Source organism: Ideonella sp. sgz306126 (assembly GCF_056032705.1).
The window spans coordinates 551,661-573,199 of the sequence record NZ_JBVYWP010000002.1 but is presented as its reverse complement, the minus strand read 5'-3'; the positions used below and the strand labels follow the sequence as shown (position 1 = coordinate 573,199).

At 68.7% G+C, this 21,539-nt stretch carries 18 protein-coding genes; 10 read left to right on the top strand and 8 right to left on the bottom strand.

The window, feature by feature from the left end:
* Nucleotides 1-195: 195 nt before the first annotated feature.
* The 3 genes from gyrB to dnaA all read right to left on the bottom strand — a co-directional run bounded on the left by gyrB (nucleotide 196) and on the right by dnaA (nucleotide 5,693).
* Nucleotides 196-2,778, bottom strand: a complete 2,583-nt coding sequence (gyrB, locus tag AC0N04_RS07110) for a DNA topoisomerase (ATP-hydrolyzing) subunit B (protein WP_474279950.1) — start codon at nucleotides 2,776-2,778, stop codon at nucleotides 196-198.
* 123 nt (nucleotides 2,779-2,901) lie between these two features.
* Nucleotides 2,902-4,038 carry a DNA polymerase III subunit beta gene (gene dnaN, locus AC0N04_RS07105; protein WP_474279948.1) on the bottom strand — a complete coding sequence of 379 codons (1,137 nt, stop codon included), beginning with the start codon at nucleotides 4,036-4,038 and terminating at the stop codon, nucleotides 2,902-2,904.
* 143 nt (nucleotides 4,039-4,181) lie between these two features.
* Nucleotides 4,182-5,693: a chromosomal replication initiator protein DnaA gene (gene dnaA, locus AC0N04_RS07100; RefSeq protein ID WP_474279947.1), complete on the bottom strand. Its 1,512-nt coding sequence runs from the start codon at nucleotides 5,691-5,693 to the stop codon at nucleotides 4,182-4,184.
* Nucleotides 5,694-6,036: 343 nt separating this feature from the next.
* On the opposite strand from dnaA, the gene rpmH reads away from it, so the two are divergent.
* From rpmH to yidC, 4 genes are read left to right on the top strand one after another with little or no spacing between them, the layout of a single operon-like run.
* Complete coding sequence (gene rpmH, locus AC0N04_RS07095; protein WP_439387549.1) at nucleotides 6,037-6,174, top strand: 50S ribosomal protein L34; 138 nt, start codon at nucleotides 6,037-6,039, stop codon at nucleotides 6,172-6,174.
* A gap of 26 nt (nucleotides 6,175-6,200) precedes the next feature.
* Nucleotides 6,201-6,740, top strand: coding sequence for a ribonuclease P protein component (rnpA, locus tag AC0N04_RS07090; RefSeq protein ID WP_474279946.1), 540 nt, complete (start codon nucleotides 6,201-6,203; stop codon nucleotides 6,738-6,740).
* A gap of 33 nt (nucleotides 6,741-6,773) precedes the next feature.
* A complete protein-coding gene (gene yidD, locus AC0N04_RS07085) occupies nucleotides 6,774-7,106 on the top strand; it encodes a membrane protein insertion efficiency factor YidD (RefSeq protein ID WP_474279944.1) in 333 nt (110 codons plus the stop codon).
* On the top strand, nucleotides 7,103-8,761 hold the full coding sequence (gene yidC, locus AC0N04_RS07080; RefSeq protein ID WP_474279943.1) for a membrane protein insertase YidC: 1,659 nt from the start codon (nucleotides 7,103-7,105) through the stop codon (nucleotides 8,759-8,761). The genes yidD and yidC overlap by 4 nt, the downstream gene beginning before the upstream one ends.
* Before the next feature lie 112 nt (nucleotides 8,762-8,873).
* On the opposite strand, the gene AC0N04_RS07075 is transcribed toward yidC, so the two are convergent.
* The 3 genes from AC0N04_RS07075 to AC0N04_RS07065 all read right to left on the bottom strand — a co-directional run bounded on the left by AC0N04_RS07075 (nucleotide 8,874) and on the right by AC0N04_RS07065 (nucleotide 13,400).
* Nucleotides 8,874-10,064: a hypothetical protein gene (locus AC0N04_RS07075; protein ID WP_474279941.1), complete on the bottom strand. Its 1,191-nt coding sequence runs from the start codon at nucleotides 10,062-10,064 to the stop codon at nucleotides 8,874-8,876.
* 108 nt (nucleotides 10,065-10,172) lie between these two features.
* A complete protein-coding gene (locus AC0N04_RS07070; protein ID WP_474279940.1) occupies nucleotides 10,173-12,881 on the bottom strand; it encodes a serine/threonine-protein kinase in 2,709 nt (902 codons plus the stop codon).
* Nucleotides 12,882-12,911: 30 nt separating this feature from the next.
* Nucleotides 12,912-13,400 (bottom strand): ECF-type sigma factor, encoded by a 489-nt coding sequence (locus tag AC0N04_RS07065; protein WP_474279939.1) that lies wholly within the window; start codon nucleotides 13,398-13,400, stop codon nucleotides 12,912-12,914.
* Nucleotides 13,401-13,555: 155 nt separating this feature from the next.
* Between AC0N04_RS07065 and mnmE the strand changes: the two genes are divergently transcribed.
* Nucleotides 13,556-14,941, top strand: a complete 1,386-nt coding sequence (mnmE, locus tag AC0N04_RS07060; protein WP_474279938.1) for a tRNA uridine-5-carboxymethylaminomethyl(34) synthesis GTPase MnmE — start codon at nucleotides 13,556-13,558, stop codon at nucleotides 14,939-14,941.
* Nucleotides 14,942-15,105: 164 nt separating this feature from the next.
* Nucleotides 15,106-15,573, top strand: coding sequence for a cyclic nucleotide-binding domain-containing protein (locus AC0N04_RS07055; protein WP_474279937.1), 468 nt, complete (start codon nucleotides 15,106-15,108; stop codon nucleotides 15,571-15,573).
* A 27-nt stretch (nucleotides 15,574-15,600) separates the two neighbouring features.
* On the opposite strand, the gene AC0N04_RS07050 is transcribed toward AC0N04_RS07055, so the two are convergent.
* Nucleotides 15,601-17,601, bottom strand: a complete 2,001-nt coding sequence (locus tag AC0N04_RS07050; RefSeq protein ID WP_474279936.1) for a monovalent cation:proton antiporter family protein — start codon at nucleotides 17,599-17,601, stop codon at nucleotides 15,601-15,603.
* A gap of 83 nt (nucleotides 17,602-17,684) precedes the next feature.
* Between AC0N04_RS07050 and AC0N04_RS07045 the strand changes: the two genes are divergently transcribed.
* The 4 genes from AC0N04_RS07045 (at nucleotide 17,685) to AC0N04_RS07030 (ending at nucleotide 20,820) form a co-directional block, all read left to right on the top strand.
* Nucleotides 17,685-18,671, top strand: a complete 987-nt coding sequence (locus AC0N04_RS07045) for a KpsF/GutQ family sugar-phosphate isomerase (protein ID WP_474279935.1) — start codon at nucleotides 17,685-17,687, stop codon at nucleotides 18,669-18,671.
* A gap of 1 nt (nucleotide 18,672) precedes the next feature.
* Nucleotides 18,673-19,251: a KdsC family phosphatase gene (locus AC0N04_RS07040; RefSeq protein ID WP_474279934.1), complete on the top strand. Its 579-nt coding sequence runs from the start codon at nucleotides 18,673-18,675 to the stop codon at nucleotides 19,249-19,251.
* A gap of 75 nt (nucleotides 19,252-19,326) precedes the next feature.
* Nucleotides 19,327-20,010 (top strand): LPS export ABC transporter periplasmic protein LptC, encoded by a 684-nt coding sequence (gene lptC, locus AC0N04_RS07035; RefSeq protein WP_474279933.1) that lies wholly within the window; start codon nucleotides 19,327-19,329, stop codon nucleotides 20,008-20,010.
* On the top strand, nucleotides 20,011-20,820 hold the full coding sequence (locus tag AC0N04_RS07030) for an SDR family oxidoreductase (protein ID WP_474279932.1): 810 nt from the start codon (nucleotides 20,011-20,013) through the stop codon (nucleotides 20,818-20,820).
* Between the two features lie 188 nt (nucleotides 20,821-21,008).
* On the opposite strand, the gene AC0N04_RS07025 is transcribed toward AC0N04_RS07030, so the two are convergent.
* A complete protein-coding gene (locus AC0N04_RS07025; RefSeq protein ID WP_474279931.1) occupies nucleotides 21,009-21,482 on the bottom strand; it encodes an RNA recognition motif domain-containing protein in 474 nt (157 codons plus the stop codon).
* Between the last annotated feature and the right edge of the window lie 57 nt (nucleotides 21,483-21,539).

The window sequence follows — 21,539 nt, the reverse complement described above, 5'->3', positions numbered from 1 at the left end:
ACGGTCGGCGGCCAGGACAGGTGGACAACGGCGGCAGCCCAACCGGCCGTTCCTGCTCCCCAGATGCGGCGACCAAGACTCGTCGCTGACGTTGGAGCCGGATGCCGGTCCACGATGACAGCGGGTCTCCGGCGCGCCGCTTTGAAACCCAAGTCTGATGTCAGCGCGGAAACGAGCCCCGCGCAACCCAACACCTCACGCGTCGATATTCGCCGCCCTCAGCGCGTTCGTCTCGATGAAATCGCGCCGCGGTTCCACCTCGTCGCCCATCAGCATCGTGAAGACCTTGTCGGCCTCGATGGCGTCTTCGATCTGCACGCGCAGCAGGCGGCGCACGGTCGGGTCCATGGTGGTTTCCCAGAGCTGGCTGGGGTTCATTTCGCCCAGGCCCTTGTAGCGCTGGCGGCCGACGGCGTTCTCGGCTTGTTGCATCAGCCAGGCCATCGCGGCACGGAAGTCGCTGGCCTTGCTTTCCTTCTGCTTCTCGCCTTCGCCGCGCAGGACCCGCGCGTCGTCGGCCAGCAGGCCCTTGAAGGTGCGGCCGGCGGTGGCCAGGGCTTCGTAGTCGGCGCCGTGGACGAAATCGGGGCCGATGGTGCTGCTCTTGATGTTGCCGTGCAGGCGGCGGCTGATGCGCAGCAGGTGCTTGTCGGTGCGCTCGTCGAACACGGCGTCCACCTCGGCATCGTGCAGCATGGCCTTGAGCGCGGCGGCGCTGGTTTCGGCGCCGGCCATGTCGTCCAGGCTCAGCACCAGGCCGTCGCTGATGGCGCGCAGCGCTTCCACGTCCATCCAGTTGCTGAGGCGGTTGATCACGTTGGTGGCCAGCACGTACTGGCGGGCCAGTTCGGCCAGGGCCTCGCCGCGGATGGTGGGGCGGCCGGCGCCGGGCTCGACCACGGCGCCGTCCAGCGCCACCTTGAGCAGGTAGACGTCGAGCTCGCTGCCGTCCTTCAGGTATTGCTCGTGCTTGCCGTGCTTGACCTTGTAGAGCGGCGGCTGGGCGATGTAGATGTGGCCGCGCTCGACCAGGTCGGGCATCTGGCGGTAGAAGAAGGTCAGCAGCAGGGTGCGGATGTGGGCGCCGTCCACGTCCGCGTCGGTCATGATGATGATGCGGTGGTAGCGCAGCTTGTCGGGGTTGAAGTCGTCGCCGCCCATGCCCTTGCCGATGCCGGTGCCCAGCGCGGTGATGAGGGTGAGGATTTCGTTGCTGGTCAGCAGCTTCTCGTAGCGTGCCTTCTCGACGTTCAGGATCTTGCCGCGCAGCGGCAGGATGGCCTGGAACTTACGGTCGCGGCCCTGCTTGGCGGAGCCGCCGGCGGAGTCGCCCTCGACGATGTAGATCTCGCACAGCGCGGGGTCCTTTTCCTGGCAGTCCGCCAGCTTGCCGGGCAGGCCCATGCCGTCGAGCACGCCCTTGCGGCGCGTCATCTCGCGGGCCTTGCGGGCGGCGTCGCGGGCGCGCGCGGCGTCGACGATCTTGCCGCAGATGGTCTTGGCGTCGATCGGGTTTTCGAGCAGCCAGTCGGTCAGCAGTCGGCTGACGATGTCTTCCACCGGGGCGCGCACTTCGGAGCTGACCAGCTTGTCCTTGGTCTGGCTGCTGAACTTGGGCTCGGGCACCTTGACGCTGACCACGCAGGCCAGGCCTTCGCGCATGTCGTCGCCGGTGATCTCGACCTTGGCCTTCTTGGCGATCTCGTTGTCGTCGATGTACTTGTTGATGACGCGGGTCATCGCGGCGCGCAGGCCGGTGAGGTGGGTGCCGCCGTCACGCTGGGGGATGTTGTTGGTGAAGCAGAGCACGTTCTCGTTGTAGCTCTCGTTCCACTGCATCGCCACTTCGACGCCGACGTTGGTGTTGTTGTCGCTGAGCTTGTCGCCGCGGGCGTGGAAGATGTTGGCGTGCAGCACCTTCTTGCCCTTGTTGACGAACTCGACGAAGCCCTTGACGCCGCCGGCGTAGGCGAAGTTGTCTTCCTTGTTGTTGCGCTCGTCGACCAGGCGGATCTTGACGCCGTTGTTCAGGAACGAGAGCTCGCGCAGGCGCTTGGCCAGCACGTCGTAATGGAAGTCGATGTTGCTGAAGATGGTGTGGTCGGGCAGGAAGTGCACTTCGGTGCCGCGCTTGTCGGTCGGGCCGATGATCTTCATCGGGCTCACTTCGAAGCCGTCGCGCTGCTCCAGCAGGCGGTCTTGCGGAATGCCCTGGCGGAATTCCATGAAGTGGGCCTGGCCGTCGCGCCGCACCGTCAGGCGCAGCCACGTGGACAGGCCGTTCACGCAGGAGACGCCCACGCCGTGCAGGCCGCCCGAGACCTTGTAGCTGTTCTGGTTGAACTTGCCTCCGGCGTGCAGCTCGGTCAGCGCGATTTCGGCGGCCGAGCGCTTGGGCTCGTGCTTGTCGTCCATCTTCACGCCGGTGGGGATGCCGCGGCCGTTGTCGGTGACGCTGATCGAGTTGTCGGTGTGGATGGTGACGGTGATGTCGTCGCAGTGGCCGGCCAGGGCTTCGTCGATGGAGTTGTCCACCACCTCGAACACCAGGTGGTGCAGGCCGGTGCCGTCGCTGGTGTCGCCGATGTACATGCCGGGGCGCTTGCGCACGGCTTCCAGGCCTTCGAGGATCTGGATGCTGCCCTCGCCATAGGCGGCCGAGGCCTCCGCACCGGTGGACACGGCCTCGCCTTCCGCCGACGGGATCTCGCGGCGGGTCACGCCATCGTCACCGGGGGTGCCGGCGGTGTTCTCGGAGGGGTTCTTGGCGTCGGTCATGGCTTTTGAAATCAAGAGGGCCGGTGGACCGGCCCGGGCAACCTTCAACCTGGAACCCCCGCTTGGCGGGGGGCAGGGGGTGCAAACAGTTGGCGCGCAGCGGATCTGAGGCCGCTTGCGGCATCAGATCCGCATGGGCATCACGACATACTTGAAGCCGCTTTGCTCGGGCACGGTGATCAGCGCGGCGGAGCTGCCGTCGTGCATCTCCAGGCGCACCATGTCTTGCGGGATGTTGGCCAGCGCGTCCATCAGGTAGGTCACGTTGAAGCCGATCTCGATGGCCGGGCCGTCGTAGTCGATCTCCAGCTCTTCCTTGGCCTCTTCCTGCTCGGCGTTGCTGGAGGCGATGCGCAGGCTGCCCGGGTCGATGTTGACGCGCACGCCCTTGAACTTGTCGCTGGTCAGGATGGCGGCGCGCTGCAGGCTGGCGAGCAGCGGGGCCCGGCCCAGCGTGATGATGTTCTTGTGGTTCTTCGGGATGACGCGGTTGTAGTCCGGGTACTTGCCCTCGACCAGCTTGGTGACGAACTCCATGCCGCTGAAACTGAACTTGGCCTGGTTGCCGGCGAAGCGCATCTCGATCAGATCGGCGGCAGCGGCGGCGTCCTTGCCGTCCGATTTGCCATCCTTCAGCAGCCGCATCAGTTCGAGCACCGTCTTGCGCGGCAGGATGACTTCCTGCTTCGGGATGTCGCTTTCCAGCTCGGCCTGGGCCAGCGCCAGGCGGCTGCCGTCGGTGGCCACCAGGGTCAGCGTCCGGCCCTCGGCAACGAACAGGATGCCGTTGAGGTAGTAGCGGATGTCGTGCACCGCCATCGCGAAGTGGACCTGGTCGATCAGGCTCTTGAGCGTCTTCTGCGGCACGCTGAAGGCCGGGCCGAAATCGACCGCCTCGTTGACCAGCGGGAAGTCCTCGGCCGGCAGCGTCTGCAGCGTGAAGCGGCTCTTGCCGCCCTGCAGCGTCAGCTTGTTGGCGTTGGCCGTCAGGCTGACGACCTGGTCGGCCGGCATGCTGCGCAGGATGTCGATCAGCTTGCGCGCGCCCACGGTGGTGCTGAAGCTGCCGGCATCGCCGCCCAGTTCGGCGGTGGTGCGGACCTGGATCTCCAGGTCGGAGGTGGTGAACTCGATGCTCTCGCCAGTCTTGCGCAGCAGCACGTTGGCGAGCACGGGCAAGGTGTGCCGCCGCTCGACGATGCCGGCCACCGATTGCAGGGCACCCAGCAGGTTTTGTTGCGCGGCCTTCAGAACAATCATGTCTTCCTCTTTCAGCGTTACCTTCTTGGGGGCGTGGACGCCTGCCGGGTTGCGCAGATCCAACACGCCATTTTCGCCTGATTTTCCAGGCCTTCAGCCGGCGACCTCGCCAGGACGTTGCGGACCGGGCGCCGCGGCGGCCTTCACCCCTTCAGCGTCTGCTCCAGCACGTGCAATTGCTGGTTCAGTTCGGTGTTCTTCTGGCGCTCGCCACCGATCTTGCGAACGGCGTGCAGCACGGTGGTGTGGTCGCGCCCGCCGAAGAGCTCGCCGATCTCGGGCAGGCTCTTCTGGGTCAGTTCCTTGGCGATGTACATGGCGATCTGGCGCGGCCGGGCGATGCTGGCCGGGCGCTTCTTGCTGTACATGTCGGCGATCTTGATCTTGTAGAAGTCGGCCACGGTCTTCTGGATGTTCTCCACCGAGATCTGCCGGTTCTGGATCGACAGCAGGTCCTTCAGCGCCTCGCGGGCGAGGTTGATGCTGATCTCCTTGTGTGAAAACTTCGCGTAGGCCAGCACCTTGCGCAGCGCGCCTTCGAGTTCGCGCACGTTGGCGCGCACGTTCTTGGCGACGAAGAAGGCGACGTCCTCGGGCATGGGTGCGCCCTCGGCCCGGGACTTGGCCAGCAGGATGGCCACGCGCATTTCCAGCTCCGGCGGCTCGATGGCCACGGTCAGCCCGGAGTCGAAGCGGCTGGTCAACCGCTCGTCGATGTCCACCAGCCCCTTGGGGTAGGTGTCACTGGTCATGATGATGTGGGCGCGCTTGGCCAGCAGCGCCTCGAAGGCGTTGAAGAACTCCTCCTGCGTGCGCTCCTTGCCGGCGAAGAACTGCACGTCGTCGATCAGCAGCAGGTCGAGCTGGTGGTACTTGGCCTTCAGCTCGTCGAAGGTCTTGCGCTGGTAGTTCTTCACGACGTCGGTGATGAACTGCTCGGCATGCAGGTACAGCACGCGGGCGTTGGGGTTGTCCTTCAGCAACTGGTTGCCCACCGCGTGCACCAGGTGGGTCTTGCCCAGGCCGACACCGCCGTAGATGAACAGCGGGTTGTACATCTGGCCCGGCGCGCCGGCCACGTGCAGCGCGGCGGTGCGGGCCATCTGGTTGGCCCGGCCGGCCACCAGCGAATCGAAGGTCAACGCCGGATTCAGCCGGTGCCGGTTGACCACCGGCGCCCCCGGCAGCGTGCCGGTGCGCGCCGGCGCGTCGCCCCGCTCCGCCAGCGCCTGGGCGCCGGGCGCGTTGGCCGGGCCGGCGTCGGCGATCAGGCCTTGCTGCTGCACTTCGGCCGTGCGTATGCTGGCCTGGGCCCCGGCCATCGCGTGCGCCAGCACCCGGCCGGCGCTGTTCGGGCGGCTGGGCAGCGGCCGCGCCGCCGCAGGCGCCACGGTTTCGCGCGGGGCCAGGCTGAGGCTGAGCTGCACCGGCTCGCCCGCCAGCTCGCTGAGCACGGTTTCGATGCGGGCGCTGTACTGCGAGCGGATCCAGTCGAGCTTGAAGCGGTTGGGCACGCGCAGCGACGCCACCGCGCCCTGCGCGCCGTCATCGCTGATGTCGGCGGGCGGCAGGGGACGGATCCAGGTGTTGAATTGCTGTTCGGGCAGTTCGCTGGCGAGACGTTCGCAAGCGCGTTGCCACAGGTCTGGGCTCATTGTGGACAAGTTCTTCTAGAGCGGGCGGATTCTACGCACGCTTTGGCCTTCCCGATCGGGGTTATCCACAGTTTTTCGACCCGGGTCAAGGGCGCCGGGCGCCGCAGCCTGTGGTGCAAGTGTTTGACCCCACTGGGGTTTTTTGCTCTAATCGTGGGTTTCCCGGATGACCCGGGCGGCGGCGGCGTGTGCGTGCATCGAGGCGATGCACGCCGCGCGGCGGCGGCCCAGCAGACACGGGCAGGGTGCGGGCTTTCCATGTGAAGCCAAGCGCGCATCCCGGCCAGGTCGGGCGCAGGTTGCGCCAGCGGGTTTCAGACACCATTGCCAAGGTATTTACACCATGAAGCGCACCTACCAGCCTTCCAAGGTCCGCCGCGCCCGCACGCACGGCTTTCTCGTCCGCATGAAGAGCCGCGGCGGCCGTGCCGTGATCAACGCTCGCCGCGCCAAGGGCCGCAAGAAGCTGTCCCAGGTCTGAGCGGCCAGCGAGGCCACCCGCTGCCCATGATCGGCCGCATCGTGCGTCCGGCCGATTTCGAAACGGTGCTCGCCGCGCCCCAGCGTTCGCGCAGCCCGCATTTCGCCGTGCATTACGTGTCCGGCGTGCCGGCCCGTGCCGTCGCGTCTCGGGAGTCGGCCGGGTGTGAACCGGTTGTCCCACCGTTGTCACCAGAGTTATCCACAGACGCTGCACCACCTTCGGGCGTGCTTGTGGATGAATGCCGGCACTGGCTCGGTTTGGTGGTGCCCAAGCGACATGCTCGCCGGGCGGTGACCCGCAACCTGATCAAGCGCCAGCTGCGCGCCGCGATGCAGCGCCACGCCGCCACCCTGCCTGCGGGCCTGTGGGTGGTGCGGTTGCGTTCGCCGTTCGACCGCGCGCAGTTCACGAGCCCGGCATCCGACCTGCTGCGCGACACGGCCCGCAGCGAGATCGAGCAGCTGTTCCACCAGGCGGCGACGCAGCCCTTGCCGCCCCAGGCGTCGCGGCGCTTTGCCGGCGGGCCCCGCCGGGGTCGGGGTGCGGCTCCGGCCGCGGCCTGATCGGCCGCGCCACCGCCGGATCGCGTGTCCACCATGCCTTCGCCCCTGCCCGCCTCGATCGTCGCCGCACCGCGTGCGCTGCTGATCGCGCTGGTGCGCGGCTACCGCCTGCTGCTGAGCCCCTGGCTGGGCGGCAGCTGCCGTTTCGAGCCCACCTGCTCGCGCTACGCCATCGAGGCGCTGGAACGCCACGGCGCGGCCGCGGGCAGCTACCTGGCGGCCGGACGCATCCTGCGCTGCCAGCCGTGGTGCGAAGGCGGCTGCGACCCGGTGCCGGCCGCCCGCCCGCGCTTGTTTTCGCATTTGTTTGCCTCCGCCACCGTGGCGGAGCCCGAGTCTTTGAGTTCTCCGAGGCCTTTGCCATGATGGATATGCGTCGCACCGTTCTGTGGGTGGTGTTCACGATGTCGCTCGTTCTGCTGTGGGATGCATGGAACAAGCACAACGGTCAGCCCACGCTGTTCGGTGCGCCGATCGCCACCGCAACCGCGCCGGCGTCGGCCCCCCCGGGCGGCGTGCCATCGCCCGTGGCGGCGCCAGGCGCCATCGCCGCGGCCGCGCCTGCAGCCAGCGCCGTCGCGCCGAGCGAGATCGTCCAGATCAGCACCGACGTGATGAAGGTGGCGCTCGATTCGCGCGGCGGCACCATCTCGCGGCTGGAGTTGCTGAAGTACCCCGAGGCGACCGACAAGAGCCAGTCGGTGCTGCTGATGGATTCGACCAGCGGCCACACCTACCTGGCCCAGACGGGCTTCATCGGTGCCAACGGCGGCGCGCTGCCGAACCATTTCACCGCGATGACCGCCGAGCCCGGAGAACGCACGCTGAAGGACGGCCAGAACGAGCTGAGCGTGCGCTTCGACTCGGCCGAGGTCGGCGGTGCCAAGTGGGTCAAGACGCTGACCTTCCACCGCGGCGCCTACACCATCGACGTGAAGGACGAGCTGATCAACGTCGGCAGCGCGCCGCTGCAGCCGCAGATCTACCTGCAATTGCAGCGCGACGACAACCCGGCGCCCGGCGGGGCCGCGTTCTACAAGACCTTCACCGGCCCGGCGATCTACACCGACGCCAAGAAGTACCAGAAGGTGGCGTTCACCGACATCGACAAGCAGGCCGCAGGCGAAGCGCCGTCCCATGCCACCGAGGCCAAGGACGGCTGGGTGGCGATGGTGCAGCACTATTTCGCCAGCGCCTGGCTGGTGCCGGCCGGCACCCCGCGCGATTTCGTGACCAAGCGCGACAAGGCGCATCTCTATTCGGTGGCCGAGGTGCAGCCGCTGGGCACGCTGGCGCCCGGTGCGCAGCTGGTGCACGACGCCACGCTGTACGCCGGCCCACAGGAGGAAACCAAGCTGGCGGCGCTGGCGCCGGGACTGGAGCTGGTCAAGGACTACGGCTGGGCGACGATCATCTCCAAGCCGCTGTTCTGGGTCCTCGATCACCTGCACACCTATCTCGGCAACTGGGGCTGGGCGATCGTCGCGCTGGTGGTGCTGCTGAAGCTGGCGCTGTTCGGCCTGAACGCCAAGGCCTACAAGTCGGCGGCCAAGATGCGCGCGATCACGCCGCGCATGAACGAGATGCGCGAGCGCATGAAGGACAAGCCGCAGGAGATGCAGCAGGAGATGATGCGCATCTACCGCGAGGAGAAGGTCAACCCGCTGGGCGGCTGCCTGCCGGTGGTGGTGCAGATGCCGATCTTCCTGGCGCTGTATTACGTGCTGCTGTCGACGGTGGAAATGCGCGGCGCGCCGTGGATGGGCTGGATCCACGACCTGTCCAGCAAGGATCCGCTCTACATCCTGCCGCTGCTGATGATGGGTTCGTCGCTGGTGCAGGTGGCGCTGGGCGCCAAGCCGCCCGATCCGACCCAGGCCAAGATGATGTGGCTGATGCCGCTGATGTTCAGCTTCATGTTCTTCAGCTTCCCGTCGGGCCTGGTGCTGTACTACCTCACCAACAACCTGCTGTCGATCCTGCAGCAGTGGATCATCAACAAGCGCATGGGCGTCGCCTGATCGGCGCCCCTTGCCCAGGGACGAAGCCCCCGCCAGCGCTGGCTGTGGGGGCTTTTCATTTTTTGTCAACGATGGGCCGCAGCGAGCCGTGCCGCATCGTCCCTGCGCGCCATCAGGCGCCTGTCTTGACGCAGTAGTTCAGCGAGTTGGCGCTGTTCTGGAAGGCGAAGAAGCCAGACGACAGCACCAGCCCCTGGCGCAGGTGGTCGAGCTCGATCGCGTCATTGGCCGCCGTCACGCCATCCGCCAGCAGATTCAGGGCGTAGGTGCCGCTGTAGGTATCCTGGACATAGGTGCCGGTCGCGCTGTTGAACGTCACGGACACCGGCCCGCTGGATCCGGGCACGTTCAGGCAGGCGTAGGTGCCGCTCACGGCCGCTGCCGCCAGCGCCTTTTGGGGTGCGGCCAAGAAGACCCCGGTGCGGCGAACGCCCCCGCTGTTGAGCCAGTTCTGGTCGATCACCAGCACCGGGCCCAGGTCACCGGTCTGCACGGTCAGCATCAGGGTGGCGCTCTGGGGACCCGGTGCCAGCGTCAGCGTCAGGTGGCCGTCGGCAGCGTCCTTGGCAAGGGTGAACGGCACCACTGGATCCGTCCCGCCCGTGCAGGCCGCGCCGTCGGCGCTCATCTGGCCGCCAGGGCAGATGGCACCGCCGCTGCCGTCCGATTTGATGAACAGCGTGCCCATGGCCGAGCCCGGGTTGGAGCCGTCGAGATCGTGAGCGTCATTGGCGAACAGGTAAGTCCCGGCCAGCCCCGGCAGGTTAACGGCCAGATTGGCAGACCCCATCACCGTCGACGATACCGGCGCATTGGAACCATCGGTCAGCGTCACGTAGCCGGTCACTGAACCGTCGCTGCCATCGATGGCGATGGTGAAGCTGCGCGTGCCATCGGTCCCGCTGTAGGTCGTGAGGCTGCCGCTCGTGGTCGCTGTGTAGCTCGCCGCCGGCGCCCAGCTCTGCAGGCCATAGGCTGAATTCAAAACGCGGATGGCAAATTTGTGGTTCTTGGTGTCGAGCAGAACGCGCCAGGCATCCCCCACGGTCGCCGTCACATCAAAGGCGGTGTCGGCCGTCACGAGCAGCGCCGTGTCCGCTGCAGCCGGCGTGATCGCCACCGCCGCCAATTGCCTGGCCGTGGCCTGGGCGGCCGCAGCCGTACCGACCGGACTCGACGTGACGCCACCACCGCCGTCGGCGCCGCCGGCACCACCACCACCACCACCACCGCATGCGCCCAATGCCAGGCAGGCCGCTACCGCGACCGACAGCGCGGTGCGCGCCGAGTTCCATTTCTTCATCACTGCAATTCCCTTCAAGGAGTGAAGTGCCCCTGTCGGATTGGCAGGGACCTCGACAGCCTTGACGAGAAGCGCGGTCGTCAAGCGCCACCCTGCGCAAAGAAATCTTCAGCGGCCGACAGTCGGGGCTTGCAAGGCGTCGCGCAGCTGGCGCAGATATTCGGAGTAATAGCGGTCTCCGCCGGTCCGCTCCAGGGTCTGCCGGAACTGCTGGAGCCGTTCTCGCTCGGCGCCCTCCAAGTGCGTGTGGTGGGCGATCAGCCACCAGGCCCGGGTCTGCGCCGCCAATTGCGAGGTGTTGGCCAAAGCCAGGCAACGGCGCCACCGCTGCAGCGCGCTCGCGGTGTTCCCCTGGGCCAGCGCCAACTCGCCCTGGCGCAGCTCCAGACCCAAGGTCCAGACCGGGCCGGTTGCGAAGTAACGGTAGACCGGCTGGGTCGCATTCAGCCAAGCCTGCGCGGCCTGCAGGTCGCCGTCTTGCAGCGCACTGGCGGCGCACACCTGGATCACCAGCGAGGTGTAGTACGGCGTGCTTGCCTGGAAAGCATGCTCGCGGTAGGGCTGGCAACCCCGGCGCACCACATCGGTTTCACCGTCCCGCCACTCCAGGCCCAGAGCGTAGACCTGGACCTGATCCCGTACGCCGCCGAACCCGGCGTTGGCGGGCAGCGCCACGATGCGCTGGGCGTCACGCATCAGTTGCAGCGCTTCGTCGTGCCCGCGGCCTGCCAGCAGCACATTGGCCAGGCCGATCTCATTGCGTGCCAATCCGATGTTGTCCGGACCCAATGCCTTGCGGGTCGCCGAAATGCTGTGGCGAAGCAGGGCCTCCGCCTCGGCCGGTCGTTCACTCAGGTCAGCCAAGGTGCCCAGGAAAGCCTCCAGCGAGGCCGTCTGCCAGGCCTCGGGGCCGAAATCGCGGCGGTTGGCCACGACGCCTTTCTGCACCGCCGCGTAGGCCCCCGCGACATCGCCCATGTAGTGTCTGAGCACCCCCAGCAGCAGCGCAAATTCGCTGGCGTTCACGTCTTTCAGCGGCTCGGCCAATGCGATGGCGAGCTCCAGGTGTGCGGCGTCGCCGGGATCGGGGGTGTCATGGATGCGAAAGCCGAAGCCGCCCAGCTTTTCATGCACCGCAGCCAAGCGGTACGGGTCACGAACGCCGTTGGCTTCATAGATGGCTAGAACCTGTCGGGCCTCGGCGTAGCCTTGCTGGAATTGCCCCGCACTTTCACGGATGTGCAGTCTACCGCTCAGGGCGTCGGCATAGTCCAGGCTGCGCGGGCCATGGTCCCGCAAGGCGTCGTCCACCCGAGCCTGGGCGAGCTCTGTCGCCAGGTCGATCAGGCCCAGTTGCTCCGTCAAGGGCGCCAAGTCGTGAAGCAGGCGAGCCCGCGCGTCGGGCTGATCCTTGAGGGAAGTGAGCATGCGCCTTGCGCCCCGCTCGATCACCGTCTTCAGGGGTAAATCGGGCGTCTTGACCTGCGCTGCAGTGTCGTGGTCGGGGTTGAACAGGCCCAGCACAAAGTCATACATGGCTTGTGCGCGTTGCGCTTCGCTCCGTGCCTCGCGCGCCGACCCCAGCGCCCAGCTGGTGACGCCAAGAAGGGCCAAAGCCGCCAGCGTGCCGGCGACCACGGCCATCCGGTGGCGTCGGACAAAGCGCCCCGCCAGATAAGGCCAGGACGGCCGGCGCGCCAGCACCGGCTCACCAGCCAGGTGGCGGCGCAAATCGGCGGCGAATGCGTCCACGGTGATGTAGCGCTGACTCGGCTCTTTGGCGAGTGCCTTCAGAAGGATGGTGTCCAGGTCGCCGCGCAGCGCACGCCGTGCGGCCGGAGCCACCGCCTGGACCGAAGGCGGCGGCGGCTGGACCTCCAGCACGGCGCGCTCCAACGCATGGCGGCTTTGCGGCGCGGCAGCGGCGTAAGGACTGGCGCCGCAAAGCAACCGATAGGCCAGCACACCGAGACCGTAGATGTCGCTGGCGATGCCGGGCTCTTCGTTGCGCACTTGCTCGGGCGACGCGTACTCCGGCGTCATGGGCCTTTGCCCCACCTGGGTGAGCGCGAGACTTTGCTCGTCGGCCGCCAGCAGGCGGGCGATGCCAAAGTCCAGCAACCTCACCTGGCCGTCGGGTTGCACCAGCACGTTGGCCGGCTTGATGTCGCGATGGACCACCAGGTGGCTGTGCGCGTACTGCAGCGCGTCTGCAATCTGCAGCAGCAGGTGTAGGCGCTGGCGGGTGTCGGCATCGTGGGCGCTGCACCAGTCCAGCAGGTCCTGGCCCTGCACAAGCTCCATCGCCAACCAGGGCAGGCCGGTGTCGCTGACGCCGGCGTCGTACAGGCGCGCGATGCCAGGGTGGCTCAGGCGGGCAAGTATGTCGCGCTCGCGGCGAAAGCGCTGAGTCCAACTGGATCCCGGGCTGTGTGGCAGCTTGAGGGCGACCTCGCGCTGAAAGTCTCCCAGACGGGGCCGGGCCAGCCAGACACTGGCCATGCCGCCGCGCCCCAATTCATCGACCAGCTGCCACGGACCGACGACCTGGCCGGCTCGCAGCGGCGGCCGGACCGCGCCGGCATCGCTGGCAGTGTCGCCGTCGTCAGCGTCGGGCAGACTCGCCGCCAGGCTCAGAAAGCCCACGTGCGCTGCTTCGCTCTCTGCCGCCAGCAGCCGCAGCAGCGTGTCGCGCCAGCGTTGTTGGGCGGGAGAAAGGGTATCGAGAAAGCCTGGGCGCTCGGCCGGGGGCAGCGCAAACATGCGGTCGAGCAAGGGCTCGATCTCGGACCAATGGGTCAGGTGCAACGAACTCAACGAAACTCCCAGGTGCCTCTTCGCGAGGTCTCATGCTGATTTCAGCAACTCCCACAACACAGCTCTGGCCTTTTGCCAGTCGCGTTGAACGGTGCGCCGGGCAACACCCAGCAGGTCGGCACACTCGGTTTCCTCCAAGCCAACGAAGAAACGCAACTCCACCAGTTTGGCCAGCTGCGGATCATGGCGCGCGAGATCGGTGAGCGCGTCATGTACTTGCACGTATTCCTCATCGCGTCGGGCAAGCGTCGGCAATTCGTCCAGCGGCACGTGGGGAGCGTCGCCGCCGCGCTGCTGCGCCATGCGGGCACGCGCGTAGTCGACCACGATGGAGCGCATCGCGGTGGCCGCATAGGCCATGAAATGACCATAACCCAACGCCGCCAGGCCGGGCTGCCTCGACAGCTTGAGCCAACTCTCGTGCACCAGCGCGGTGGTATCCAGCAGGGTCAGCGGGCCGGCGCGGCGCAGCCGGCTGCGGGCCAGGGCCTTGAGCTCCCGGTACAGCAGGCCGGGCATCGCATCGAGGGGAAGGCCGTCATGGGCCGCAGGAACGGCTTCAGTCACGAGTCAAATGGAGTGCGCAGCGGGTCTGCTTGCCATGATGCCTCATCATGGCCCGTCGGCCGGCCCGCAACGCGCGGGGCAGGACCGATGTGGCCGACAATCGCGGCATGTCGCTCGGCCGTCTGCAGGACCCCATTGTCGCCATCGCCACCGCCCCGGGCCGCGGCGCGGTGGGCATCGTGCGCGCCTCCGGGCCCCGTCTCGGGACCCTGATCGACGCGCTGACCGGCACGGCGCTGGTGCCGCGCCAGGCCCGTTTCGGCCCGTTTCTGGCGGCCGACGGCCAGGCCATCGACCACGGCCTGGCCTTGTATTTTCCGGCGCCGAACAGCTACACCGGCGAGGACGTGCTGGAGTTGCAGGCCCACGGCGGCCCGGTGGTGCTGCAACTGCTGCTGGCGCGCTGCCTGGAAGCCGGTGCCGACATCGGCCTGCGCGTGGCCGAGCCGGGCGAATTCACCCAGCGGGCGTTCCTGAACGACAAGCTGGATCTGGCCCAGGCCGAGGCCGTGGCCGATCTGATCGACGCCAGCACCGAGGCGGCGGCGCGTTCGGCCAGCCGATCCCTGGGAGGCGCCTTCTCGGCCGAGATCGACGCACTGGCCGAGCGCATCGTGACGCTGCGGATGCTGGTCGAGGCGACGCTGGACTTTCCCGAAGAGGAGATCGACTTCCTCGAAAAGGCCGACGCCCGCGGCAAGCTGGCCGCCATCGAGCACAGCGTCGGCGCGGTGCTGGTACGGGCCCGCCAGGGCGCGCTGCTGCGCGAAGGCCTGCGCGTGGTGCTGGCCGGCCAGCCCAATGTCGGCAAGAGCTCGCTGCTGAACGCGCTGGCCGGGGCCGAGCTGGCGATCGTCACGCCGATCGCCGGCACCACCCGCGACCGCGTCAGCGAAACCATCCAGATCGACGGCGTGCCGGTGCATGTCACCGACACGGCCGGGCTGCGCGACGAGGCCCTGGCCCACGACGAGGTCGAGCGCATCGGCATGGCGCGCAGCTGGGAATCGATCCGGGACGCCGACGCGATCGTCTTCCTGCACGACCTGACCCGCCTCGGCCAAGCCGACTACCAGGCGGCGGACGCCCGGATTTCGCAGCGTCTGGCCGTCGCCGACCCGGCGCGGCTGCTGCAGGTCTTCAACAAGGCCGATGCGCCGTCCGCCGCCGCCGCGCCGCCGGGCGGCCTGTGCCTCAGCGCCAAGACCGGCGCCGGCCTGGAGGACCTGCGCCGCGCCTTGCTGGAGCGGGCGGGCTGGCAGGCGGCCCCGGAGGGCGTCTTCATCGCCCGCACCCGCCATGTCCAGGCGCTGCGCCGCTGCGCCGACCACCTCGCGCGGGCGGCTGGGCATGCGGCGCAGGCCGATGCCGCGCTGGACCTGTTCGCCGAGGAACTGCGGCTGGCGCACGACGCGTTGCAGGAGATCACCGGCCGCTTCAGCGCCGACGATCTGCTGGGCGAGATCTTCGGCCGTTTTTGCATCGGGAAATAGGTCGGGCCCCGCGCTGCACCGGACCGAACCCGACCAACGGCAGGCGGGCGGCGACCGCAGGCAGGGGCGTCGTCTTGCCGAGGTCGGCCCGCACTCGACATAATCAGCGCTTGCCGTGGCCGGGGGAGGCCCGGCCCGCCAGCGTTCCACCGGGGGAGTCCACCGTGAGCATCGACGCACTGACCGCTGCAATCCAGTCGCTGAATGCCGACGATGCGCTGCACCTGAACTTCGGCAAGGAAGACTGGCGCATGCTGGGCAGCTACCTGCAGCGGCACACGCTGCGCGCCGGCGAGGTGCTGATCCTGCACCGCGACATGGACCGCACGCTGTTCCTGCTCGAAAGCGGCACCCTGCAAGTCTTCGTGCCCGAGACCGGGCCGGTGCGCCGGCCGGTGGCGATCCTGCGCGCGGGCTCGGTGGTGGGCGAGCCCTCGCTCTTCGGCGAGACGCCGCGCATGGCGCAAGTCGAAGCGATGTCCAGCTGCGTGGTGTGGGCGCTGACGCGGCCGCGCTTCACCGAGTACGTGGCCCACCAGCCCGAGCAGGCGCTGGAATTCCTGCGCGGCGTGGGTGCGGTGATGGCCGAGCGGATGCGCGCCAACCTGTCGCGCGGGCTGCCGGTGGCCTGACGGCCACGCCCCCCGCGCCGCGCTGCCTCAGCCGCGCCGCAGCAGCGCCTGCTCGGCCAAGGCCAGCGGCTCGGGCCGCCCCGACAGCACCAGCGTGTCGCCCGCGTGCAGCAGGAGGCGCTCGTCGCGCTCCAGCACCCGGCCGCTGGCCTGGCGCACCGACACCACCTGCACCCCGACGGCGTGCAGCGCCAGATCGCCCAGCGGCTGCCCCAGGCAGCCCACTCCCGCCGGTAGCGTGATGCTCTGCAGCCGGGCCTGCTGCAACTCTTCGACGGTGTCGTCATCGGCGCCGTGGAAATAGCCGCGCAGCAGGTTGTAGCGCGCATCGCGGGCGTCGCGGGTGAGTCGGATCACCCGCCGCATCGGCACGCCCACCAGCGCCAGCGCATGGCTGGCCAGCATCAGCGAGCCCTCGATCGCCTCGGGAACGACGCCGGTGGCGCCGGCTTCTCGCAGGCGCTCCAGATCGCTGTCGTCGATGGTGCGCACCACCACCGGGACCTTGGGGGCGTGCGTGGCGACGAGATGCAGGATCTTCAAGGCCGAGGCGGTGTCGGGGTAGGTCACCACCACCGCGCTGGCGCGGGCCAGGCCGGCGGCCATCAGGCTTTGCAGGCGCGCCGCGTCGCCGAAGACCACGCTCTGGCCGGCCGCAGCGGCCTGACGGACCCGGTCGGGGTCGAGGTCCAGCGCCATGTAGGCGATGTGCTCGCCGTCCAGCATCCGTGCCAGGTTCTGGCCGCTGCGCCCGTAGCCGCAGATGATGACGTGGTGCTCGGCGCGGATCGCCTTCTTGGCGATCGAGGTCAGCGCCACCGACTGCATCAGCCAGTCGCTGGACGCCAGGCGCATCGCGATCCGGTCGCTCCGCAGCACGATGAAGGGCGTGGCCAGCATCGACAACACCATCGACGCCAGCACCGGGCTGACCCAGGCGCCGCCGATCAACCCCTCGTCGGCTCCCAGCGTCAGCAGCACGAAGCCGAACTCGCCCGCCTGCGCGAGGTACAGGCCGGTGCGGATCGCCACCCCCGGCGCCGCTCCGAAGCCGCGCGCCAGCGCCGCCACCAGCGCCGCCTTGGCCAGCACCGGCAGGACGGTGAGCAGCAGCACCAGCGGCCATTGCCCTGCCACCGGGCGCCAGTCCAGCTTCATGCCGATGGTGATGAAGAACAGCCCCAGCAGCACGTCGTGGAACGGCCGGATGTCGGTTTCGACCTGGTGCTTGTACTCGGTCTCGGCCACCAGCATGCCGGCGACGAAGGCGCCCAGCGCCAGCGACAGGCCGGCCTGCTCGGTCAGCCAGGCCAGGCCCAGCGTCACCAGCAGCAGGTTCAGCACGAACAACTCTTCGCTCTTGCGCCGCGCCACCTGGGTCAACCACCAGCGCATCACCCGCTGTCCACCGACCAGCAGCAGCGTCAGCAGCACCGCCGCCTTGACCAGGGCCAGCGCCAGCGACCGCGCCATGTCGGCACCGCTGGAATCGAGCGCCGGGATCAGCACCAGCAGCGGCACCACGGCCAGGTCCTGGAACAGCAGCACGCCCATCACCCGCTTGCCGTGGTCGGATTCCAGCTCCAGCCGCTCGGCCATCATCTTGACGACGATGGCGGTCGACGACATGGCCATCGCACCGCCCAGCACGATCGCGCCCTTCCAACCGAGCTCCCACGGGTGCCCGGCCCAGGCGAACAGCGCCACCAGCAGCGCGTTGCCGGCGAGCGCGCCGACGATGGTCAGCGTCACCTGCGACAAGCCCAGTCCGAAGACCAGGGTGCGCATGCTGCGCAGCTTGGGCAGGTTGAACTCCAGGCCGATCACGAACATCAGGAACACCACGCCGAACTCGGCCAGGTATTTGAGGCCGTCCGAATCGCGCGCCAGCGCCAAGGTGTTCGGGCCGATCACCACGCCGACGGCCAGATAGCCCAGGATGGGCGGCAGCTTCAGCGAGCGGCAGGCCACCACGCCGGCGACTGCGGCGATCAGGTAGAGCAGCACGAGTTCGAGCGTGGTGACCATGGGGCTCCGGCCGGTCGGCGCGGCAGCCGGCGATTCGCCGTGCGCCGCCTAGAATCGGCTTCATTCTGCCCCGGACATCTGCCTTGAACCCCACGCCTGCCTTCGACCCTGCGCGCGCGCTCGCCCTGGCGCGAAAGACCTTCGATATCGAAGCCGCCGCGCTGGCAGCGGTGCGCGACCGGCTGGACGAGAGTTTCAGCCGTGCGGTGGCCGCGATGCTGACCACCCGCGGCCGCGTGGTGGTGATGGGCATGGGCAAGAGCGGCCATGTGGGCCACAAGATCGCCGCGACGCTGGCCTCCACCGGCACCCCCGCCTTCTTCGTGCATCCGGGCGAGGCCAGCCATGGCGACCTGGGCATGGTGCAGCCGGGCGACGTGGTGCTGGCGATCTCGAATTCCGGCGAAAGCGAAGAGATCAACGCCGTGTTGCCGGCACTGCGGCGGCTGCAGATCACGCTGCTGGGCATGACCGGGCGCGCCGAGTCGACCCTGGGGCGCCATGCCGACATCGCGCTGCTGTGCAGCGTCGACCAGGAAGCCTGCCCGATGAACCTGGCGCCCACCGCGAGCACCACGGCGCAGATGGCGCTGGGCGACGCGCTGGCGGTGGCGCTGCTGGACGCGCGCGGCTTTCGCGAGCAGGATTTCGCGCGCTCGCATCCGGGCGGCGCGCTCGGCCGCAAGCTGCTGATGCACGTCCACGACCTGATGCGCAGCGGCGACGCGGTGCCGCAGGTGCGCGCCGAGGCCAGCTTCGGCGAGCTGATGCACGAGATGACCCGCAAGGGCCTGGGCGCCGCCGCGGTGACCGACGGCGGGCAGGTGCTGGGCATCTTCACCGACGGCGATCTGCGCCGCCTGATCGAGACCGGTGCCGATCTACGGTCGCTGAAGGCGGTGGAAGTGATGCACCCGAATCCGCGTCGGGTGCGCGCCGATGCGCTGGCCGTCGATGCCGCCGGACTGATGGAGCAGTACCGCGTCACCAGCCTGTTGGTGGTCGACGAGCGCGACCGGCTGGTGGGCGCGCTCAACACCAACGACTTGCTGCGCGCCAAGGTGATCTGACATGGCGCTGAGCCCGGCACTGAGCTTCCCGCCCGAACTGCTGCTGCGCGCACAGGGCCCGAACCTGGGCATGAAGGTCGCGATCTTCGATGTCGACGGCGTGCTGACCGACGGCCGGCTCTTCATCGGCGAATCGGGTGAGGTGTTCAAGGCGTTCTCGACGCTCGACGGCCATGGGCTGAAGCTGCTGGCGCGCGCCGGCATCGTTCCGGTGGTGATCACCGGGCGCGATTCCGCCGCCGTCCGACGCCGCGTCGCCGATCTGGGGCTGGCGCATGCGGTCTACGGCGCGCAGGACAAGCTCGCCGCGGCGCAGCCCGTGCTGGAGGCCCTGGGCGTGGACTGGCCCGAGGTGGCCGCGATCGGCGACGATTGGCCCGACCTGCCGCTGCTGACCCGGGCGGGGTTCGCCTGCGCGCCCGCCAACGCCCACGCCGAGGTCAAGGCGGTGGCACACCACCAGACGCGCGCGGCAGGCGGCGACGGCGCCGCCCGCGAGTTCTGCGATCTGCTGCTGATGGCCTGCGGCCGTTATGCCGGCTTGCTGCAAGGGCATCTGCAGACCCTGGACGGGGCCTGAATCGATGGCGGCAGGGCATGGATGTCCCGGTGCCATGAGCTGACGTCGCCGCCAATGACCAGGCCCCCTCACAGGATGAACGCCGAGCTTCACCTGCCCGATCTGCCCGAGGTGCCGGTGTCCGTGGGCGCCGCCGGGGCGCACGCGTCGCCGGCCCAGTCCTGGGGTGAGCGGGTGAGGGCGTTGCTGGGCACGTTTCTGCCGCTGCTGCTGATGGTCGCCCTGGCACTGGTGACGTGGTGGCTGGTCAAGGTCGCCCCGAGCACGCCATCGGCCGGGGGCGTTCGCGCGCTCACCCACGACCCCGACTACACGCTGGACCATTTCACGATGCAGCGCTATGGCGCCGATGGCCGGCTGGCGGTGCGCATCGAGGGCCGGACGCTGCGTCATTTCCCCGACACCGACGAACTGGCGATCGACACGGTGCGCATCGACGTCACCTCGCCCGACGGACGGGTGACCCGGGCCACCGCGGCGCAGGCGGTGGCGGCTGGCGATGGCTCGCAGGCGCGACTCGAAGGGAACGCCGAGGTGGTTTCTCAGGGCCCCGGCGGCGAGCCGCCGATGGACCTCCAGGCGCAGCGGCTGGTGTTCCTGATCCGCGAGCGCAAGGTCACCACCGATCAGCCGGTGCGCGTCACGCAGGGACGCACCGAGTTCACCGCCGACGGGCTCGATTACGACGACCGGGCCCGCCTGCTGGTGCTGCACGGCCAGGTGCGCGCCCGCCTGACGCCGCTGCCGGCGAGGCGCTGAATGGTGCTCGCGGCCGGGCCTTCTGGCGAGAACGCACCGTTGGTCTTCATCACCGGTGCCTCCAGCGGCATCGGCCAGGCGCTCGCGGCCCGTTACGCCGCGCTGGGCTGGCGACTGGCGCTGGTGGCCCGCCGCGCCGAGGTGATCGAGGCCTGGGCCCGGTCGCAAGACCTAGCCGCCGACCGCTGGCGGGCCTACGCCGCCGACGTGCAAGACATCGACAGCATCGTGGCCGCCGGCCGGCGCTGCCTGGACGAGATGGGCGTGCCGGCGGTGGTGATCGCCAATGCCGGCATCAGCGTCGGCATGGACACCGCCGATCGGGACGACCTGGATCTGATGCGCGAGACCCTGGCCACCAACACCCTCGGGCTGGCTGCGACCTTCCATCCGTTCCTGGCCGCGATGCGCGAGCGGCGCTCGGGCACGCTGGTCGGCGTCGCCAGCGTGGCCGCGATCCGCGGCATACCGGGTCATGGCGCGTACTGCGCCAGCAAGGCCGGCGCGGTGGCGTATTGCGAGAGCCTGCGCGGCGAATGCCGGCAGCACGGCCTGCGGGTCGTGACCTTGTTGCCGGGTTACATCGCCACGCCGCTGACCGCCCGCAATCCGTACCCGATGCCTTTTCTGATGACGCCCGAGGCCTTTGCAGTGCAGGCCTGCGAGGCCATCGCCGCAGGCACCAGCTACCGGGTGATTCCGTGGCAGATGGCGGTCGCGGCAACGCTGCTGCGCCTGTTGCCCAACCCGGTCTTCGACCGCCTGCTGACGGGACGGGGTCGCAAGCCGCGGCGTGGCGATCCGATGTGATCCGGCCATGAAAAAGGCACGGCCTGGGCCGTGCCTTCATCGTTCAGCGCTGCACTGAATCCTCTGCCGTCTGAACGCCCTCGGAAAAGGGCTGTTCGCTGCAGCGCCAGCGTGCCTTGGCACCCTGGCCCGGAGAAAACCGCAGAACCGAGAAGCCGCCTGGATGCGACGGCTCCGACAGCAAGGGCTCAGTAGCCGCTGCTGCGGCCACCGCCGTAGCCGCCACCGCCGCCACTGCGGCCGCCGCCACCACCGCCGCCGCCGTAGGGGCTGCGGCCACCACCGCCGCCACCGCCGCCGTAGGGGCTGCGGCCACCGCCGCCGCCGGCACCACCGCCGTAGCCGCCACCACCGCCGCCGCCGTAGCCGCCACCGCCGCTGCGACCACCGCCGCCGAAGCCGCCCGGACGCTCCTCACGGGGGCGTGCCTCGTTCACGACAATGGCGCGACCCTCGAGGGCCTGACCATTCATGCCGTTGACCGCGGCTTGCGCTTCGGCGTCCGAGCCCATTTCCACGAAGCCGAAGCCCTTGGAACGACCGGTATCGCGATCCATCATGACCTTGGCGGACGTGACGGTACCGAATTCGGCAAACGCTTGTTGCAGGGAGTCGTCACGCACGCTGTAAGCGAGGTTTCCGACGTAAAGCTTGTTTCCCATGGGGAAAGCTCCTTATCAATCACCAAAAGACCATGTGGAGCTTCAACCCAGCGTGAA

Bases quoted from the DNA above. Each gene is read 5' to 3' on its own strand.
- AC0N04_RS07050 (WP_474279936.1), bottom strand. From the start codon at position 17,601: ATGGTCACCACGCTCGAACTCGTGCTGCTCTACCTGATCGCCGCAGTC.
- gyrB (WP_474279950.1), bottom strand. From the start codon at position 2,778: ATGACCGACGCCAAGAACCCCTCCGAGAACACCGCCGGCACCCCCGGT.
- AC0N04_RS07075 (WP_474279941.1), bottom strand. From the start codon at position 10,064: ATGAAGAAATGGAACTCGGCGCGCACCGCGCTGTCGGTCGCGGTAGCG.
- AC0N04_RS07040 (WP_474279934.1), top strand. From the start codon at position 18,673: ATGGCGCTGAGCCCGGCACTGAGCTTCCCGCCCGAACTGCTGCTGCGC.
- mnmE (WP_474279938.1), top strand. From the start codon at position 13,556: ATGTCGCTCGGCCGTCTGCAGGACCCCATTGTCGCCATCGCCACCGCC.
- dnaA (WP_474279947.1), bottom strand. From the start codon at position 5,693: ATGAGCCCAGACCTGTGGCAACGCGCTTGCGAACGTCTCGCCAGCGAA.
- rpmH (WP_439387549.1), top strand. From the start codon at position 6,037: ATGAAGCGCACCTACCAGCCTTCCAAGGTCCGCCGCGCCCGCACGCAC.
- lptC (WP_474279933.1), top strand. From the start codon at position 19,327: ATGAACGCCGAGCTTCACCTGCCCGATCTGCCCGAGGTGCCGGTGTCC.
- AC0N04_RS07065 (WP_474279939.1), bottom strand. From the start codon at position 13,400: ATGCCCGGCCTGCTGTACCGGGAGCTCAAGGCCCTGGCCCGCAGCCGG.
- AC0N04_RS07030 (WP_474279932.1), top strand. From the start codon at position 20,011: ATGGTGCTCGCGGCCGGGCCTTCTGGCGAGAACGCACCGTTGGTCTTC.
- dnaN (WP_474279948.1), bottom strand. From the start codon at position 4,038: ATGATTGTTCTGAAGGCCGCGCAACAAAACCTGCTGGGTGCCCTGCAA.
- AC0N04_RS07025 (WP_474279931.1), bottom strand. From the start codon at position 21,482: ATGGGAAACAAGCTTTACGTCGGAAACCTCGCTTACAGCGTGCGTGAC.
- rnpA (WP_474279946.1), top strand. From the start codon at position 6,201: ATGATCGGCCGCATCGTGCGTCCGGCCGATTTCGAAACGGTGCTCGCC.
- yidC (WP_474279943.1), top strand. From the start codon at position 7,103: ATGATGGATATGCGTCGCACCGTTCTGTGGGTGGTGTTCACGATGTCG.
- yidD (WP_474279944.1), top strand. From the start codon at position 6,774: ATGCCTTCGCCCCTGCCCGCCTCGATCGTCGCCGCACCGCGTGCGCTG.